Genomic DNA, 14,682 nt, shown 5'->3' on the forward strand with positions numbered 1-14,682 from the left:
CACGACAGTGTGAACCCTTCGTGAGGTGCGGCGTTTTGTCGGCTCAACCAACGAGGATTGTTCCATGCGTAAACTGATGATCGCCGCCGTCGCCACCTTCGCTGTCGCTGGCCTCGCAGCCTGCGAAAACGCGGCCGAAAAGGAAGCCGGCGCACAGGCCGACGCCATTGAAGCGGCAGCCAATGTCGAGGCCACCCAGCTCGAGAACGCAGCGGACGCAGCCCCTACCGACGCTGCCGAGAATGCGCTGAACGCCCAGGCTGATGCCGTTCAGGAAACCGCCGACGAACAGGCCGATGCCGTTGAAGCGGCTGCCGGCAACCGTGACGGTGGCATGACCACGGCAAACACGCCCAACTAATGGCGTGACACGGCGGCAGTCATGACCCGCCGTTGATCCTTCAGACACGTCAGACCCCCGTCGGTACGCCGGCGGGGGTTTTCGTTTGACGAATATGGACGCTGTCAGCCCTTCTTGGGGGGCATCGGAATGAAGGCGCTGGTCCGCCGGATATAGTCCGCATAGCCCGGCTTGGTCTTTGCCGTCGCCTTTTCGGTCATGCCGATGCCCGACCATTTGGTCAGGGTCACCGTCAGGAAGATCGGCCCGGCAATAGACGCGATGCCCACCCATCCCGTCTCGGCCGCGATCAGCCACAACCCCCACCAGACGCAGGCATCACCGAAATAGTTGGGGTGGCGGGTATAGCGCCACAGGCCGGTGTCCATGACCTGACCCTTGTTCTTCGGGTCCTTCTTGAACGCTGCAAGCTGGGCATCGCCGATACTCTCGAAGCCGATGCCGATCACGACGATCACCGCACCCGTCCAGCCGATCCAGCCGATCGGCCCAGCTGTCGCGACCTGACCCAGCTGGACCGGCAGCGAGTTCAGCCAGGCGAAGAAGGCCTGCGGCAGGAAGACGATCAGCAGGCCGGTCTTGGCAAAGCTCCAGCCGGACTTGCGTTCCTGATCCTCGACGATCTGCGTGTATCGACCGTCCGCACCGTGCGCGCGCCAGCGTTTCAGCAGATGCCAGGCCAGACGGATCGCCCATACGGCACACAGCCAGAGCAACAGCCATTTGCGGGTCGGATCGCCTTCCGTCCGGGGAAAGGTTGCCAGGGCCAGCATCAGCATGCCCAGCGGCCAGACCCCGTCGATGAAGCTGACGTCCTTGAGGCGCAGGGACAGCGTCCACAGCACAAGCATCACGACGACGATCAGGCCAAGGTTCAGGGCCAGCAGGGTCAGGATTTCGGTCAGGGTCATGGCTGAGAGACGCTAGCACGGGCCATCGGGATGCGTCGCGATCAGTCGACGCAGAGGGTCGCTTCGGCCCGGCCATTCTTAACCGTGGTGAAACAGCCGAACCGGTTGCTGTCGACCTGACAGACGCCGGCCGTGACGGTTCCGCCTTCGGCAATGCCGGTGTTGCCTTCGACCCGGCAATCTCCCTCGCACTGATCGCCGTCGGTGCAGCGTTTGCCGGCGTCCGCATAGGACACGATACACTGCATCGACTGCATCCGGCCGACGGGCCTGAGCGTCCCACCACGGGCTGCGCAGGCTCCGGCCTCGGCGCTTTGCACGGGCTTGGCCGGATCGGCGACGGTACCGGGCATCGGCGTACAGGCAGCGGCCATGAGGGCAAGAACAGGGATCAGGATACGCATGGTCACGCTTTCGGTTGAGAGACGTCGCCCTTGGCGAAGCCCGTCCAGACGTCGTCATAGTCGAGCTGCATGGTCGGCGTGGTTTGCGCCCATTGCGTGGTCCGGATCGGGAATCGGGTCTCGAACATGAACGCGAGCGTATCCGTTAGCTTGTGCGGCTTCAGATCGGCAGCCACGGCCTTGTCATAGGAGGCCTGGTCGGGGCCGTGACCACTCATGCAATTGTGCAGCGAGGCTCCACCTGGCGCGAAACCGCCCTCCTTGGCGTCATAGGCCCCCGTCACCAGCCCCATGAACTCACTCATGACATTGCGATGGAACCACGGCGGCCTGAAGGTGTGCTCGGCCACCATCCAGCGCGGCGGAAAGATCACGAAATCGATGTTGGCCGTGCCCGGCGTGTCGCTGGGCGAGGTCAGAACCGTGAAGATCGACGGGTCCGGATGGTCGAAGCTGACGGTATTGATCGTATTGAATCGCGCCGTGTCATAGCGATAGGGCGCATTGTTCCCATGCCAGGCCACGACGTCCAGCGGGGAATGGGCAAAGGTCGTCACCCACAGCCGGCCGGCGAATTTCTGAACGCACTGGGTCGGGCGATCGATGTCCTCGAAGGCCGCGACCGGGGTCTCAAAGTCGCGGGGATTGGCCAGGCCATTGGCCCCGATCGGACCCAGGTCCGGCAGACGGAAGGGCGCGCCATAGTTTTCGCAGACATAGCCGCGCACCGGCCCGTCGACCTCGACGCGGAAGCGCACCCCGCGCGGAATGACGACCACATGGCCCGGTCCGGCCTCGATCCGGCCCATCTCGGTCACGAACCGCTGCTGGCCTGACTGGGGCACGATCAGCAGCTCGCCATCGGCGCAATAGAAGACGCGATCCACCATCGACCGGTTGGCGGCATACAGGTGGATGCCCGCCCCGCCCTGGGTTTCCGGATCGCCATTGCCGCCATAGGTGACCAGGCCCTCGACCCAGTCGGTCGGTGTCTCGGGGACCGGCAATGGATCCCAGCGCATCCGGTTGGGACTGGGCGGCGCATCGGTGAAGGGTCCCGATCGCAGCCGCCCCTGATCGAAGGGCACATAGGCCGGGTGCTGGGCGGACGGTCTCAGGCGATACAGCCAGCTGCGCCGGTTCTCGGTCCTGGGCGCGGTGAAGGCGGTTCCCGAAAGCTGCTCGGCATACAGTCCCATCGGGGTCTTCTGCGGTGAGTTCTGGCCCACCGGCAGCGCCCCGGCCACAGCTTCGGTCGCGAAATGATTGGCAAAACCGGACTGGTAGGGCGCGCTGTCTGGCGTCGTTTTCATATGGTGTCTCCCGGCCCCCGTTTAGGCCGTCGCAACGGCCGCGTCACGCCTCAGAAGGGCCCCAGCAAGAACACCAGCCCCAGCGTGCCCACGGCGATCCGCCACCACGCGAAGGGGGCAAACCCGTGACGGCCGACGAAATCCAGCAGGAACCGCACCACGAACAGGGCCGTCACAAAAGCAACGGCAAACCCGACCGCAATCAGGCCTACGTCCGTGAAATCAAGGTCGTTGCGGCTCTTGAACAGATCGTAGGCCACCGCGCCCCCCATGGTGGGGAGGGCAAGAAAGAAGGTGAACTCTGCCGCGGACCGCTTGTCCGTGCCCAGCAGAAGTCCGCCCGCGATCGTGGCCCCCGACCGCGACACGCCGGGCAGAAGGGCCAGACACTGGAACAGGCCGATTAGGCCATAGACCCGCATTGGATAGGTGTTGACGTCCAGATAGCGCGGCACCCGCTTCATCCGGTCCAGCAGCAGAAGCAGCACGCCGCCGACGATCAGGGCGATACAGATCACGACCGGCGTCTCGAACAGGACGGCCTTGATGAAGTCGTACAGGAACACACCGGCGAACGCCGCTGGCAGAAAGGCCAGCACGACGCCGACGATGAAGTAGCGCGCCTTCGGGTCATGCGGCCACCGTGTCGCCAGGGCCCACAGGCGCTGGAAATAGAGGCTGATGATGGCCAGGATGGCGCCGAGCTGGATGACGATCTCGAAGGTCTTTCCTTCGCTCTCGAAGCCGAGGAAGTGGCCAAGCAGCAGGATGTGACCCGTAGAGGACACGGGGATGAACTCCGTCAGCCCCTCGACCAGACCCAGGATGATGGCGGCAAGCCAATCCGACATTACGCAACCTGTACCGATGCCGCCTGCGAGTCAGTTCGCGCCGGGCAGAAGTCCGACATAGCGCAAGCGCGCGGTAATAGGCGAGCCGTTCGATGCCTGATCCAGCGCATGCCCGAGCAGGCCGACGAGGCGGCCGATCAGATACAGATCGACGGCACCTTCGCGCGGCAGGTCGAGCTTCCTGGCCACGAGCGCGAGGGCGAGGGCCAGCGTCGGGGATTGTCCGGAAACGCGTTGCCCCTCCTCGACCACAGCCATCAGGTCGGCGGGCAGTCCCACCTGGGTGATCAGCTCCTGCGCCCGGGGATCGCCGTCCGGCCAGAGCGCATCTCCAAAACCGGGGACCATGCCGATCGCTTCGAGACGCTGGCGCGCCGCGCCGATCGGATCCCGTCTGGCCGACTGGACATGGGCAATGCTCCGCTCGATCTCGCTGGCTGCCGTTCCGTGGACAAGGGTGACCAGGCCGGCCATGGCGGCGGCCGCCGGGGAAGCACCACCGCCCGTCGCCACACGGGTCGCTAGAGCTGCAGCATCCAGTTGATGGTCGGCGACGAGCACAAGCACCCGACGCAGGGCGTGCTGCTCGCGTTCCAGCACTTTCCAGGCCCGACCGAGCCGCTGGTGAAAATGCAGCCTCGGGCCAAGACCGGCAATCGCGTCTATGCCCTCGTTGAGGGCGGAAGCCGCAAGGGCCAGGCGTTCGGTCTCGGCACAGGACGCTGTGCCACCCCGGTCCTCCTGGGCCCTTCGTCCGATGGCCGCGAACAGGCGTGCGCGCGCAGTCAGCCCCGGTTGGATGTCGAGTCTTGGGCCAAGGCCCTGGAACAGCTGAACGCCCTGCGCGTCCCAGATCAATCCGGCCGTATCCTCGAGGGTCGCCGTCTGTGACCATTCGACCACGTCCTGTCCGCGATAGAAAAGGCGGCCGTCGATGGCTGTCGTCAGGTGCGAGGACAGGGTCATCATCCGGCCCGGAAGGCCTTCCGGAGCGAGCAGGACCCCCGAGATATCGTTGGGATCCGTTCCCGTCAGACGAGCAATATCCTCGGCGGAATACAGGCTCCGACGCGGGTTCTTGGGATCCGGGCGCGCTGCAATCCGGCGACGACTGACATAGGCATAGAGCGTCTGGCTCTTGACCCCAAGACGGGCCAGCGCTTCGTCTCGATCGATCCAGTGCGTCGGGGATTGCGGCATCGGGGACCTGTTAACAGGCCGGTTGGCTGGCCTCAATCGTTTGCATAACCAAGTTAGATGACCCGTGCACTAACATCCATAATGACCTTGACAATAACGATGTTAAAGCCGCTTCACCTGACGTCGCACCGGCGCTCGTGCCATTGTTAAGCCGTGCTGTTTGGGCGAGAACAGGGTCGATGACGCTCCCTCCATTACCAACGCCGGATGCCGTCACGTCGCACGCGCGGGATAGCAGAATTATGCTTCTGGTTCTGGCTGGCCTTGTGGCGTTGAAGGCCTTCGCACTGGGTGCCTCAGGCTCGGTCTCTGCCCTTGCCGCCGTGGTCACCTCGTGTCTCGCCATGGTGGCAGCCGGGACCAACCTCTTGATGCCAAGGTGGCGGGCGATGCTCCCCACGGTCGATGACGACGTCGCCGAGGCCATCGAACGTCTGGTCCAGTCCGGCATGGCCATGTCTGCCGCCATGATTGTCGGTGTGATCGCCCTGGTGGGGATTTTCGAGCCCCGTCCCGTCGGCGGCGGATGGTGGGCGGTCGGGGCCATCGGCGTCAGCCTCGGCATAACGGCGGCTCTGGCCGCAGCCAGGGCTCGCACGGGCGGGCCCGCTGGCAGGGACGCCCAGTCATCATCCGATCTTGTGTCGACCTTTGTCGTCCTGCTGGGTGTGACAGCCGGCGCCCTCCTGAATGCGCCGGGGCTGGACGCTGCCGCTGCCCTGGTTGTGGCGGTCTGGTTGTTCTGGGGTGCCCTGCCCCAGATCATGGTCGCGGCGCGCCTGCTGGGCCGGGACTAGGCCCGGTCCCTGTCTCGAGATTTCGAGGGTCGTTTCGGATTCATGACTCTTTGGTCATGTTCGAGGCCGGAACATTGCGTGCCGTCACACCGTCGTTATGGTCCGCCGGGTCCTATCCGGAACAGGGAAGTTTTTTCATGCGTCGCCGTCTCGTATCGCTTGCCGCCGTCATTGCCGTCATTTCGCCTGCGTCGACCGTCTGGGCCTTCAGCCCGGCGACCGAGGGCGCTCCCGCCGCCATTACCGCCGTTCAGGCGGCGCCCCTGCAGGGTGCCCCGGTGTCGGAGCTGGTCGCGCGTGTCGACATTCCCTGGACCCAGTTCGAGCTCGACAACGGCCTGAGGGTCATCGTCCATACCGACCGCAAGGCACCGGTCGTGGCGGTGTCTGTCTGGTACAACGTCGGCTCCAAGGACGAGCCCGCAGGCTCGACCGGTTTTGCTCACCTGTTCGAACACCTGATGTTCGGCGGATCCGAAAACTCGCCAACCAGCCATATCCAGGCTCTGAGCGCCGCCGGGGCCACGGGCCTGAACGGCACGACCTGGTTCGACCGCACCAACTATTTCCAGACCGTGCCGGTCCCCGCCCTGGAACAGACCCTGTTCCTCGAGAGTGACCGCATGGGCTACCTGCTGGGTCAGGTCGGGCAGGAAGTGCTCGATCTGCAGCGGGGCGTCGTCCAGAACGAAAAGCGCCAGCGCGACAACCAGCCCTACGGCCTCAGCTCCTATGCCCAGCAGGAAGCGCTGTTCCCCGTCGGCCACCCGTATCGCCATTCGACCATCGGTTCGATGGCCGACCTCGATGCCGCCAGCCTCGAGACCGTGCGCAACTGGTTCCGTGAAAAGTACGGCCCCAACAATGCGATCGTGGTCCTGTCGGGCGATATCGACGAACCGACCGCCCGCACCCTGATGAACAAGTATTTCGGGTCCATCGCGCGCGGTCCCGTCAACACGCCTGCCGAGGCCGACATTCCCACACTGGCAGCCCCGGTTCAGGACGTTCTGAAGGACCGCGTTGCCCAGACCCGCATCAGCCGGGCTTGGACCGTGCCCGGTCTCAACGATCCGGACGCCGTGCCCCTGGCAGTCGGGGCCTCGATCCTGGGCGGGCTGGCCTCGTCGCGCCTCGACAACGCCCTGGTCCGTGGCGACCAGACCGCGTCGAACGTCAGCGCCGATTCCTCCAACTTCCAGCGGGTCGGCTTCTTCAGCTATTCGGCCAGCGTGAAGCCGGGCGGTGATGCCGCAGCGGTTGCGGCCAGGATGGATGCCGTCCTCGCCGACCTGATGGCCAACGGGCCAACCCAGGACGAGATCGATCGGGTTGTGACGCAATATGCTGCCCGCCGCATTCAGGGGCTGGAACAGGTCAACGGCAAGGCCAATGCCCTGGCCGAAGGCCTGCTGTATTCGAACGATCCGGATTTCTACAAGAAGGAGCTCGCCGCCTATGCGGCCGTGACCCCGGCCCAGGTCCAGGCGGCCATGCAGAAATGGCTGAGCCGCCCCGTCTACAGCCAGATCGTCGAGCCCGGCGAGCGTGAGGCCTATGTCGAGGCTGCAGCGGCGCCATCCGGTGCCACCCCGGTTCCGGCTGCCGAGATCCAGCGCGTTGCCCGCGACCCGATGCCGACCATCGGCGACGTCTCCAACATCGACTTCCCGGACGTCCAGCGCGCGACGCTCTCCAACGGCATCGAGGTGGTCTATGCACAGTCGACGACCGTGCCGGTGACCCGCGTCGCCATCGACTTCGACGCCGGCTACGCGGCCGATGAAGCCGGCAGCCTCGGCGTTCACTCGATGATGCTGAACCTGATGGAAGAGGGCACGACCACCCGCGATTCCAACGCCCTCGCCGAGGCCCAGGAGCGTCTGGGCGCCTCGATCGGCGTCGGGGCCTCGATGGACAGCACGGCCGCCAACCTGACGGCGGTGACGACCAATCTCGACCCGTCGCTGACCCTGCTGGCCGATGTCGTCCGCAACCCGGCCTTTGCTCCGGCCGAGGTCGAGCGTCTGCGGGCCCAGCGCCTGGCGGGACTGGCCAACGAGAAGACCCAGCCCGGGGCCATCGCCGCACGCGCCCTGCCCCCGCTGATGTATGGCGAGAACAGCCCCTATGGTCGTCCGTTCTCGGGCACGGGTACGGAAGCGACGATCACGGCCCTCACCCGCGACGACCTGGTGGCCGAGCATGCCCAGTGGGTCCGCCCGGACAATGCGAAGCTGTTCGTGGTCTCCGACCTGCCTCTGGCGGAACTGACGCCCAAGCTGGAAGCCGCGTTCGGCACCTGGGCCGCGCCGGCGACGCCGAAGGGCACCAAGACCTTCCCGGCCGATCTTCCTGCAACCACGGCACGGATCGTCCTGATCGACCGTCCGCAGTCGCCGCAGTCGCTGATCTATGGCGGGGCGGTGCTGCCGATGACCGGCACGGATGACCTGCTGACGCTGAACGCGGCCAATGCCGTTCTGGGCACCGACTTCCTCTCGCGGATCAACGCCGATCTGCGCGAGACGAAGGGCTGGTCCTACGGTGTGCGGGGCACCGTCAACCAGCTGAAGAACCGGGTGCCCTATATCGTCAATGCGCCCGTCCAGGCGAACCAGACCGGCCCGTCGATTGCCGCCCTGATCGCCCAGTACGAGCGCTTCCTGGAGACCGATGGCGTGACCCCGACCGAGCTGGAACGCACGGTCAACGGCGATACGCGCGGCCTGGCCGGCAGCTACGAGACCTCGGGCCAGATCCTCGGGGCCCTGCGATCGAACGCCCTGTACGGTCGTCCGGACGATTATCAGGAGACCCTGGCCAGCCGGACCCGCGCCCTCACGGCGGCTCAGCTGGACGCGGCAGCCCGCGCAGCCATCGATCCGGACCAGTTCGTCTGGGTCGTGGTTGGCGACGCCGCCGTCGTCAAACCTCAGCTCGATGCCCTCGGCCTGCCGGTCGAGGTCCGCGCCATCCAGTAGGCGACGGCCTGTAAAAATGCAGAAGGGCGGGGCCTCGCGGCTCCGCCCTTTTTCATGCCCGACGCCCACGAAAAAACCCGCCGTCGAAACGGCGGGCTGATCCGTCTTGTCATGTCGCACCCGCGGAGCGTGGAAGGCCTTCGTCAGCCTAGGCCGCCGCGATCTCCGGCATGGCCTTGGTCAGGTTCTCGGCGACCTTGTCGAGGAAGCCTTCGGTCGTCAGCCAGCCCTGCTGATCGCCGACCAGCAGCGCCAGATCCTTGGTCATGTAGCCGGCCTCGACCGTCTCGACGACGACCTCTTCCAGCGTCTTGGCAAACTTCGCCAGTTCGGCATTGCCGTCCAGCTTGGCACGGTGGGCAAAGCCCCGCGTCCAGGCGTAGATCGAGGCGATGGAGTTGGTCGAGGTCGCCTCGCCCTTCTGGTGCTGGCGATAGTGACGGGTCACCGTGCCGTGGGCGGCCTCGGATTCCAGCACCTTACCGTCCGGCGTCATCAGCACCGAGGTCATCAGCCCCAGCGAACCGAAGCCCTGGGCCACCACGTCGGACTGGACGTCGCCGTCGTAGTTCTTGCAGGCCCACACGAATCCGCCCGACCACTTGATGGCTGCCGCCACCATGTCGTCGATCAGGCGGTGCTCATAGGTCAGGTTGGCGGCCTTGAATTCGGCCGCGAACTCCTCGTCGAACACCGTCTGGAAGATGTCCTTGAAGCGGCCGTCATAGGCCTTGAGGATGGTGTTCTTGGTCGACAGATAGACCGGGAAATTCCGGGCCAGGCCGAAGGCGAAGCTTGCGCGGGCGAACTCGGTGATCGAGTCGTCCAGATTGTACATCCCCATGGCCACGCCGGCCGACGGGAACTGGAACACCTCATGCTCGATGACCTGACCGTCCTCGCCGGTGAAGGTCATCATCAGCTTGCCGGGTCCGGGAACGAGGAAGTCGGTGGCCTTGTACTGGTCGCCAAACGCGTGACGACCGACGACGATCGGCTGGGTCCAGCCAGGCACCAGACGCGGCACGTTCGAGCAGATGATCGGCTCACGGAAGACCACACCGCCCAGGATGTTGCGGATCGTGCCGTTCGGCGACTTCCACATCTTCTTGAGGCCGAACTCCTTCACCCGGGCCTCGTCCGGCGTGATGGTGGCGCATTTCACACCGACGCCGTGGCGCTGGATGGCGTGGGCGGCGTCGATCGTCACCTTGTCGTCGGTGGCGTCGCGGTTTTCCATCGACAGGTCGTAGTAGTCGAGTTCCAGGTCGAGGAATGGAAAGACCAGTTTGTCCTTGATCCATTGCCAGATGATCCGGGTCATCTCGTCGCCGTCGATGTCCACGATGGGATTGGCGACCTTGATCTTGGCCATGCGGACTGCCTTCTGAGGGGATGATGGGGGAGGGTTGGCGGGGGGTATAGCCACCCCGGCGACGATGCGCAAAGGGCGACGATCGTCGATTAACCGTGCCTCGCAAAAGCCGCCTGCGGTCAAGCTGAACGTCGGGGCGTCCGATGCATTCTCTGGTGCGGAAGGGCTCAATACGAGCTTGCGTGCCTATGACCGAAGAGACCGAGGCGCTGGTCCAGCGATGGATCCTGGCCTTTTGCGAGATTCCGATCATCATCGATCCGACGCTGATGCGCCTGGTCCTTGATGGTCCCGATGCCATGAACAGGAGAGCGGACTTGACCGGAAAGACCTTCAAGGCGGGTGACACCGTCGAATGGGAACACAGCCAGGGCACGACCCGGGGCAAGGTGGTCCGCAAGCTGACGAAGCCGGCGTCGATCAAGGGGCACAAGGTTGCAGCGTCGCCGGACAATCCGGAATATCTTGTCGAGAGCGATAAGACCGGGGCTCGCGCCGCACACAAGCCGGACGCGCTGCACAAGGCCTGATGGGCAGAGGTTGGGAATGTCGGGGGTGGTGATGCGTGTTCTTGCGCTCGTGGCGTTGTATGGTCTGGTCGCCTGCAATGAGGGTGAGGGCCAGGCAGGGCCCGTGATCGCGGCCGAAGGCCCGTCGGCCGGCGTTCAGGCACAGCCCGGACTCGCCGTTCGTCCCGAAACCCGATCTTTCCGGGACTGGTATGCTGCGTGCGACAACGGAAATACCTGTTTCGCCTACACCGGTACCGACGCGGGCGGCTGGCTGATGGTGCGGCAAATGGCGGGGCCCGAGGCGTCGCCCGAGGTCCTCGTCGGAGGGTCACCCTTTTCCGACGACGGGACGGACGGTGTGCTGACCCTGACCCTTGATGACGAACGCCAGACCCTGAGCCCGGGCAGCAGCGAGACACGGAGCCATGTCGTTCCGGACGACGCCGTCCGTGACACGCTTCGCCGTCTGGCGTCGGCTCGCGCACTTGCGATCGGAACGGACGAGGCGGCATCGGCCTTGCCGACCGCAGGGGCCTCTGCGGCCCTGCTCTGGATCGACGAGCGACAGGGCAGACTGAACACGACCGCGGCCCTGATCCGAGGCGGCGATCGTCCGGCATCGACCGTGCCGCCTGCGCCGAACTTGCCGCGCGTGGTCGCAGCGACCCCTGTCGATCAAGGCGATTTTGCGCGTGCCAGCGACCCCGGCGAAGAGGGTGCCGAGGCCGGCCTGACCCTCCCGGCCGCGATCGAGGCCCTGCCTGAGGTGAAACAGTGCCGGGCCGATACGGCGTTCAGCCCATACCTGCAGAAGGCCGTGCTGGCCGCGCGACTGTCGCCCGACACGAAGCTGTGGGGCGTGCCCTGCGATGCCGGCGCCTACAATGCCATGTACGATTTCTACCTGACCGGCCCTGACGGATCGAACCCGCGCAAGGCCGACTTCCCGAGCTGGGAGCCCCGCGAGCGGACAGAAGGCGATATCGGCGGAGATGGTCTGGTCAATCCGGTCTTCGATGCCGCGACCAACAGCCTGCGCCACTTCCCGCGCGCGCGCGGCATCGGCGACTGCGGGACGATCCAGAGCTGGGTGTGGACAGGCGACGCCTTTGTGCTGACCCGCGAGACCTTCATGGGCGAGTGCTGGGGGATGCCATCCACGCTCTGGCCAACAGTCTGGCGGACGCGATGAGCTTCGGCCCGGACGATCATCCCGATGTCCTGATCGTCGGAGCCGGTCCGGCCGGACTGACGGCGGCGACCTATCTGGGGCGCTTTCGGCGACGTGTGCTGGTCGCGGACGGCGGTCCGCCCCGGGCCTGCTGGATCCCGGTCAGTCACAACATGGCGGGCTTTCCGGAAGGCATCACCGGCGAGGCCATCCTGAAACGGATGCGGGACCAGGCCCTCGAGTACGGAGCCGTCATCGAGGCGGGTTGTGTGGAGGCGATCCGACGCGATGGCGACGGCTTTGTCGCCACGATGAACGGCCGGCAGATTCGGGCGCGTGCGGTCCTGCTGGCCACCGGAGTCGTCGATCACCACCCCGACCTGCCGGGCGTCGAGGACGCGATCAAGCGGTCGCTCGTCCGGATCTGCCCGATCTGCGATGCCTATGAGGCCATCGACAAAAGCGTCGCCATCATCGGCCGGGATGACCGGGGCATCCGCGAGGCGGCCTTCATGCGCACCTATACGGACCGCGTGACCCTGATCCACGTCGGCCCGCCGGATGCCCTGACGGAGCGCGAGGCCCTCGATCGGCTGGGTGTCCGGCTTGTCGAGTGCGCCATCGAGGCTGTGGAAATCGGCGAGGACCGGATCACGGCGCTGAATTGGAGCGGCGGCCGCCATGCCTTCGACCTGCTGTATTCGGCACTGGGCACCACGCCGAATGCCGACCTCGCCCGGGAGCTGTCCGTCGCCCTGACCGAGGACGATCTGCTCAAGGTCGACGCCCACAGCGCCACCAGCATCCCGGGCTTCTATGCCGCCGGAGACGTGGTCAAGGGCCTGAACCAGATCGCGGTCGCGACGTCGGACGCAGCGCTGGCCGCGACCGACATCCACAACCGCCTGCGGAAGGCAGACGGCCAGACGGTCTAGGTCCGGACGTCCCGTCTTACGCCTTCTGCGACGCCGTCCATTCGGTCATGACCTTGTCCAGCACGGTCAGCGGAACGCCGCCGGTGCCCAGGCCGATGTCGTGGAAGGCCCGGATGTCGAACCGGTCGCCGAGCGCCGCCTTCGAGGCCTCGCGCAGTTCGACCCATTTGTTGTGGCCCAGCTTGTAGGAACAGGCCTGGCCCGGCCAGACGCAGTAGCGCTCGATCTCGGTCGTGACGGCGCTCTCGGCATCTCCCAGGGCGTCGCGCATGAAGTCGATGGCGCGCTCGCGGCTCCAGCGCTTGGCATGCATGCCGCTGTCGACCACCAGCCGGGTGGCCCGGAACATCAGGGACTGGAGATAACCGATCTGGCCGACCGGATTGCCCTCGTAGACCCCCATCTCGTCGGCCAGCTGTTCGGAATACAGGGCCCAGCCTTCCGAATAGGCCGAGAAACCCAGCACCTTCATCAGCAGGGGCGTGCCCGGCTTCTCCTGCTGCAGGGCGATCTGGTGGTGATGGCCGGGCGACGCCTCGTGATAGGTCAGGGTCGGCAGCTGGAAGCGCGGCCACTCTGCCGTGTCACGCAGGTTGATGTAATAGGCCCCCGGTCGTGAGCCATCCAGCGTTGGCGCATTGTAGTAGCCGCCCGGTGCCCCCGCCTCGATGAATTTGGGCACGCGCCGGATCTCGACCGTCGAGGTCGGAATGCGACCGAAATACTGCGGCAGGCGGCGCGCCATATCGGCCATCTGGTCGTTCAGGTCCCGGAGCAGCTGCTCCTTGGCCTCGTCAGTGTTGTCGTAGAGGTGCTCGGGCATCTTGCCGAGGGCGGCGATCCGGTCGCCGACCGAGCCCTGGGTCAGGCCCTGGGCCTTGAGCAGGACATCCGCCCTCGCCGACAGCTCGGCCAGCTGGTCCAGACCGATGCGGTGGATCTCGTCGCCGCTCAGCGTGGTCGTCGTGTAGCTCTTGATGCCGTATTCGTAGAAGGCATCGCCATCGGGCAGGCGCCAGCAACCGGCCTCGTGGGTCGCCTCGGCGCGGCGGGCCTTCAGCGCGTCGGCCTGACGCTGCAGGGCCGGATAGACCTCGCCCGAGACGATGGCTTCGGCGCGGCTTGCCCAGTCGCCCGGGATGTTCTTCTCTGCGGTCCGGCGCGCGACCGAGGCCGTCAGCACCATCTCGGCCGCCGGGGTGCCGGTCAGATTGGCCATCTGCAGCAGGGCCTTGTCGATGATGAAGTCCGGCGGGATGGCTCCGGCAGCAAAGTCACGCTCCATCCGGGCCGTTTCCTGATCCAGGGCGGTGGCAAAGGCCGACACCCGGCTCAGATAGGCCTCGGCGTCCTGGGCCGTCTCGATCGAATGCTGGGTGTCGAGGAAGTCCGGCAGGCTCTGGTAGGAGCCGGTCAGCTGGCTGACGGTATAGCAGGTCGCGCCATAGGGACCGCCACCGCCATAGGGGAAGGCGTATCCACTGATCGCCGTGTCGCCGAAGAACTCCAGGGTGTCGTAGTAGACACCGTCGTCGCCCGTCAGGGCCGACCGGTCGATCGCCTTCAGGTCGGCGATGGATTTGCGGAAGACGACCTTGTCGGCGTCGATCTTGGCCTGCGAGCGGTCATCCAGCATGGCCTTCATCGGCGCGGCCGGCCCCTTGTCGAGACCCAGCGACGTCAGGATCTCGGGAGACGTCATCAGCGACTCCTGCACGATCCGGTCCATCAGCGCCGCCAGCGTGGCCGAGGCCGATCCGGCTGCAGGCGCCGAGGTCTGGGCGAAGACCTGGCCGGTGGCGGCAAGCCCGGCTCCGGCTGCGGCGGTAAACAACAGGCGGCGACGGTCGATCATGGCGGCTCTCCCC

General features: G+C 65.8%; 13 protein-coding genes. 6 read left to right on the forward strand and 7 right to left on the reverse strand.

Annotation, left to right across the window (positions count from 1 at the left end):
- The first annotated feature begins 64 nt into the window (after window positions 1–64).
- Window positions 65–361 carry a hypothetical protein gene (locus GGR13_RS02705; protein WP_183211910.1) on the forward strand — a complete coding sequence of 99 codons (297 nt, stop codon included), beginning with the start codon at window positions 65–67 and terminating at the stop codon, window positions 359–361.
- Window positions 362–465: 104 nt separating this feature from the next.
- On the opposite strand, the gene GGR13_RS02710 is transcribed toward GGR13_RS02705, so the two are convergent.
- From GGR13_RS02710 to GGR13_RS02730, 5 genes are read right to left on the reverse strand one after another with little or no spacing between them, the layout of a single operon-like run.
- Entirely contained in the window at window positions 466–1,272 is an 807-nt protein-coding gene (locus tag GGR13_RS02710) for a DUF1295 domain-containing protein (protein WP_183211911.1), read from the reverse strand.
- Window positions 1,273–1,313: 41 nt separating this feature from the next.
- Window positions 1,314–1,676 carry a hypothetical protein gene (locus GGR13_RS02715; protein WP_183211912.1) on the reverse strand — a complete coding sequence of 121 codons (363 nt, stop codon included), beginning with the start codon at window positions 1,674–1,676 and terminating at the stop codon, window positions 1,314–1,316.
- A gap of 2 nt (window positions 1,677–1,678) precedes the next feature.
- On the reverse strand, window positions 1,679–2,989 hold the full coding sequence (hmgA, locus tag GGR13_RS02720) for a homogentisate 1,2-dioxygenase (protein WP_183211913.1): 1,311 nt from the start codon (window positions 2,987–2,989) through the stop codon (window positions 1,679–1,681).
- Window positions 2,990–3,039: 50 nt separating this feature from the next.
- On the reverse strand, window positions 3,040–3,840 hold the full coding sequence (locus tag GGR13_RS02725; protein WP_183211914.1) for an undecaprenyl-diphosphate phosphatase: 801 nt from the start codon (window positions 3,838–3,840) through the stop codon (window positions 3,040–3,042).
- 30 nt (window positions 3,841–3,870) lie between these two features.
- On the reverse strand, window positions 3,871–5,040 hold the full coding sequence (locus GGR13_RS02730) for a citrate/2-methylcitrate synthase (RefSeq protein ID WP_183211915.1): 1,170 nt from the start codon (window positions 5,038–5,040) through the stop codon (window positions 3,871–3,873).
- Between the two features lie 242 nt (window positions 5,041–5,282).
- Between GGR13_RS02730 and GGR13_RS02735 the strand changes: the two genes are divergently transcribed.
- Window positions 5,283–5,837: a cation diffusion facilitator family transporter gene (locus GGR13_RS02735; RefSeq protein ID WP_183211916.1), complete on the forward strand. Its 555-nt coding sequence runs from the start codon at window positions 5,283–5,285 to the stop codon at window positions 5,835–5,837.
- A gap of 137 nt (window positions 5,838–5,974) precedes the next feature.
- Window positions 5,975–8,821 carry a M16 family metallopeptidase gene (locus tag GGR13_RS02740; protein WP_183211917.1) on the forward strand — a complete coding sequence of 949 codons (2,847 nt, stop codon included), beginning with the start codon at window positions 5,975–5,977 and terminating at the stop codon, window positions 8,819–8,821.
- Between the two features lie 148 nt (window positions 8,822–8,969).
- On the opposite strand, the gene GGR13_RS02745 is transcribed toward GGR13_RS02740, so the two are convergent.
- Complete coding sequence (locus tag GGR13_RS02745) at window positions 8,970–10,196, reverse strand: NADP-dependent isocitrate dehydrogenase (RefSeq protein ID WP_183211918.1); 1,227 nt, start codon at window positions 10,194–10,196, stop codon at window positions 8,970–8,972.
- A gap of 188 nt (window positions 10,197–10,384) precedes the next feature.
- On the opposite strand from GGR13_RS02745, the gene GGR13_RS16555 reads away from it, so the two are divergent.
- The 3 genes from GGR13_RS16555 to GGR13_RS02760 are packed head-to-tail and all read left to right on the forward strand — an operon-like array spanning window position 10,385 to window position 12,814.
- Window positions 10,385–10,726 (forward strand): hypervirulence associated TUDOR domain-containing protein, encoded by a 342-nt coding sequence (locus GGR13_RS16555; protein WP_246347640.1) that lies wholly within the window; start codon window positions 10,385–10,387, stop codon window positions 10,724–10,726.
- A 31-nt stretch (window positions 10,727–10,757) separates the two neighbouring features.
- A complete protein-coding gene (locus GGR13_RS02755; RefSeq protein WP_183211919.1) occupies window positions 10,758–11,900 on the forward strand; it encodes a DUF1176 domain-containing protein in 1,143 nt (380 codons plus the stop codon).
- Window positions 11,849–12,814, forward strand: a complete 966-nt coding sequence (locus GGR13_RS02760) for an NAD(P)/FAD-dependent oxidoreductase (RefSeq protein ID WP_343060282.1) — start codon at window positions 11,849–11,851, stop codon at window positions 12,812–12,814. The genes GGR13_RS02755 and GGR13_RS02760 overlap by 52 nt, the downstream gene beginning before the upstream one ends.
- A 16-nt stretch (window positions 12,815–12,830) precedes the next feature.
- Here GGR13_RS02760 and GGR13_RS02765 read toward each other — a convergent pair whose 3' ends face one another.
- A complete protein-coding gene (locus GGR13_RS02765) occupies window positions 12,831–14,669 on the reverse strand; it encodes a DUF885 domain-containing protein (protein ID WP_183211920.1) in 1,839 nt (612 codons plus the stop codon).
- Window positions 14,670–14,682: the final 13 nt, after the last annotated feature.

The sequence above is a fragment of the Brevundimonas variabilis genome (genome assembly GCF_014199945.1).
GTDB classification, from domain to species: domain Bacteria; phylum Pseudomonadota; class Alphaproteobacteria; order Caulobacterales; family Caulobacteraceae; genus Brevundimonas; species Brevundimonas variabilis.

Bases quoted from the DNA above. Each gene is read 5' to 3' on its own strand.
- GGR13_RS02730 (WP_183211915.1), bottom strand. From the start codon at position 5,040: ATGCCGCAATCCCCGACGCACTGGATCGATCGAGACGAAGCGCTGGCC.
- hmgA (WP_183211913.1), bottom strand. From the start codon at position 2,989: ATGAAAACGACGCCAGACAGCGCGCCCTACCAGTCCGGTTTTGCCAAT.
- GGR13_RS02725 (WP_183211914.1), bottom strand. From the start codon at position 3,840: ATGTCGGATTGGCTTGCCGCCATCATCCTGGGTCTGGTCGAGGGGCTG.
- GGR13_RS02745 (WP_183211918.1), bottom strand. From the start codon at position 10,196: ATGGCCAAGATCAAGGTCGCCAATCCCATCGTGGACATCGACGGCGAC.
- GGR13_RS02735 (WP_183211916.1), top strand. From the start codon at position 5,283: ATGCTTCTGGTTCTGGCTGGCCTTGTGGCGTTGAAGGCCTTCGCACTG.
- GGR13_RS02765 (WP_183211920.1), bottom strand. From the start codon at position 14,669: ATGATCGACCGTCGCCGCCTGTTGTTTACCGCCGCAGCCGGAGCCGGG.
- GGR13_RS02705 (WP_183211910.1), top strand. From the start codon at position 65: ATGCGTAAACTGATGATCGCCGCCGTCGCCACCTTCGCTGTCGCTGGC.
- GGR13_RS02715 (WP_183211912.1), bottom strand. From the start codon at position 1,676: ATGCGTATCCTGATCCCTGTTCTTGCCCTCATGGCCGCTGCCTGTACG.
- GGR13_RS16555 (WP_246347640.1), top strand. From the start codon at position 10,385: ATGACCGAAGAGACCGAGGCGCTGGTCCAGCGATGGATCCTGGCCTTT.
- GGR13_RS02740 (WP_183211917.1), top strand. From the start codon at position 5,975: ATGCGTCGCCGTCTCGTATCGCTTGCCGCCGTCATTGCCGTCATTTCG.
- GGR13_RS02710 (WP_183211911.1), bottom strand. From the start codon at position 1,272: ATGACCCTGACCGAAATCCTGACCCTGCTGGCCCTGAACCTTGGCCTG.
- GGR13_RS02755 (WP_183211919.1), top strand. From the start codon at position 10,758: ATGCGTGTTCTTGCGCTCGTGGCGTTGTATGGTCTGGTCGCCTGCAAT.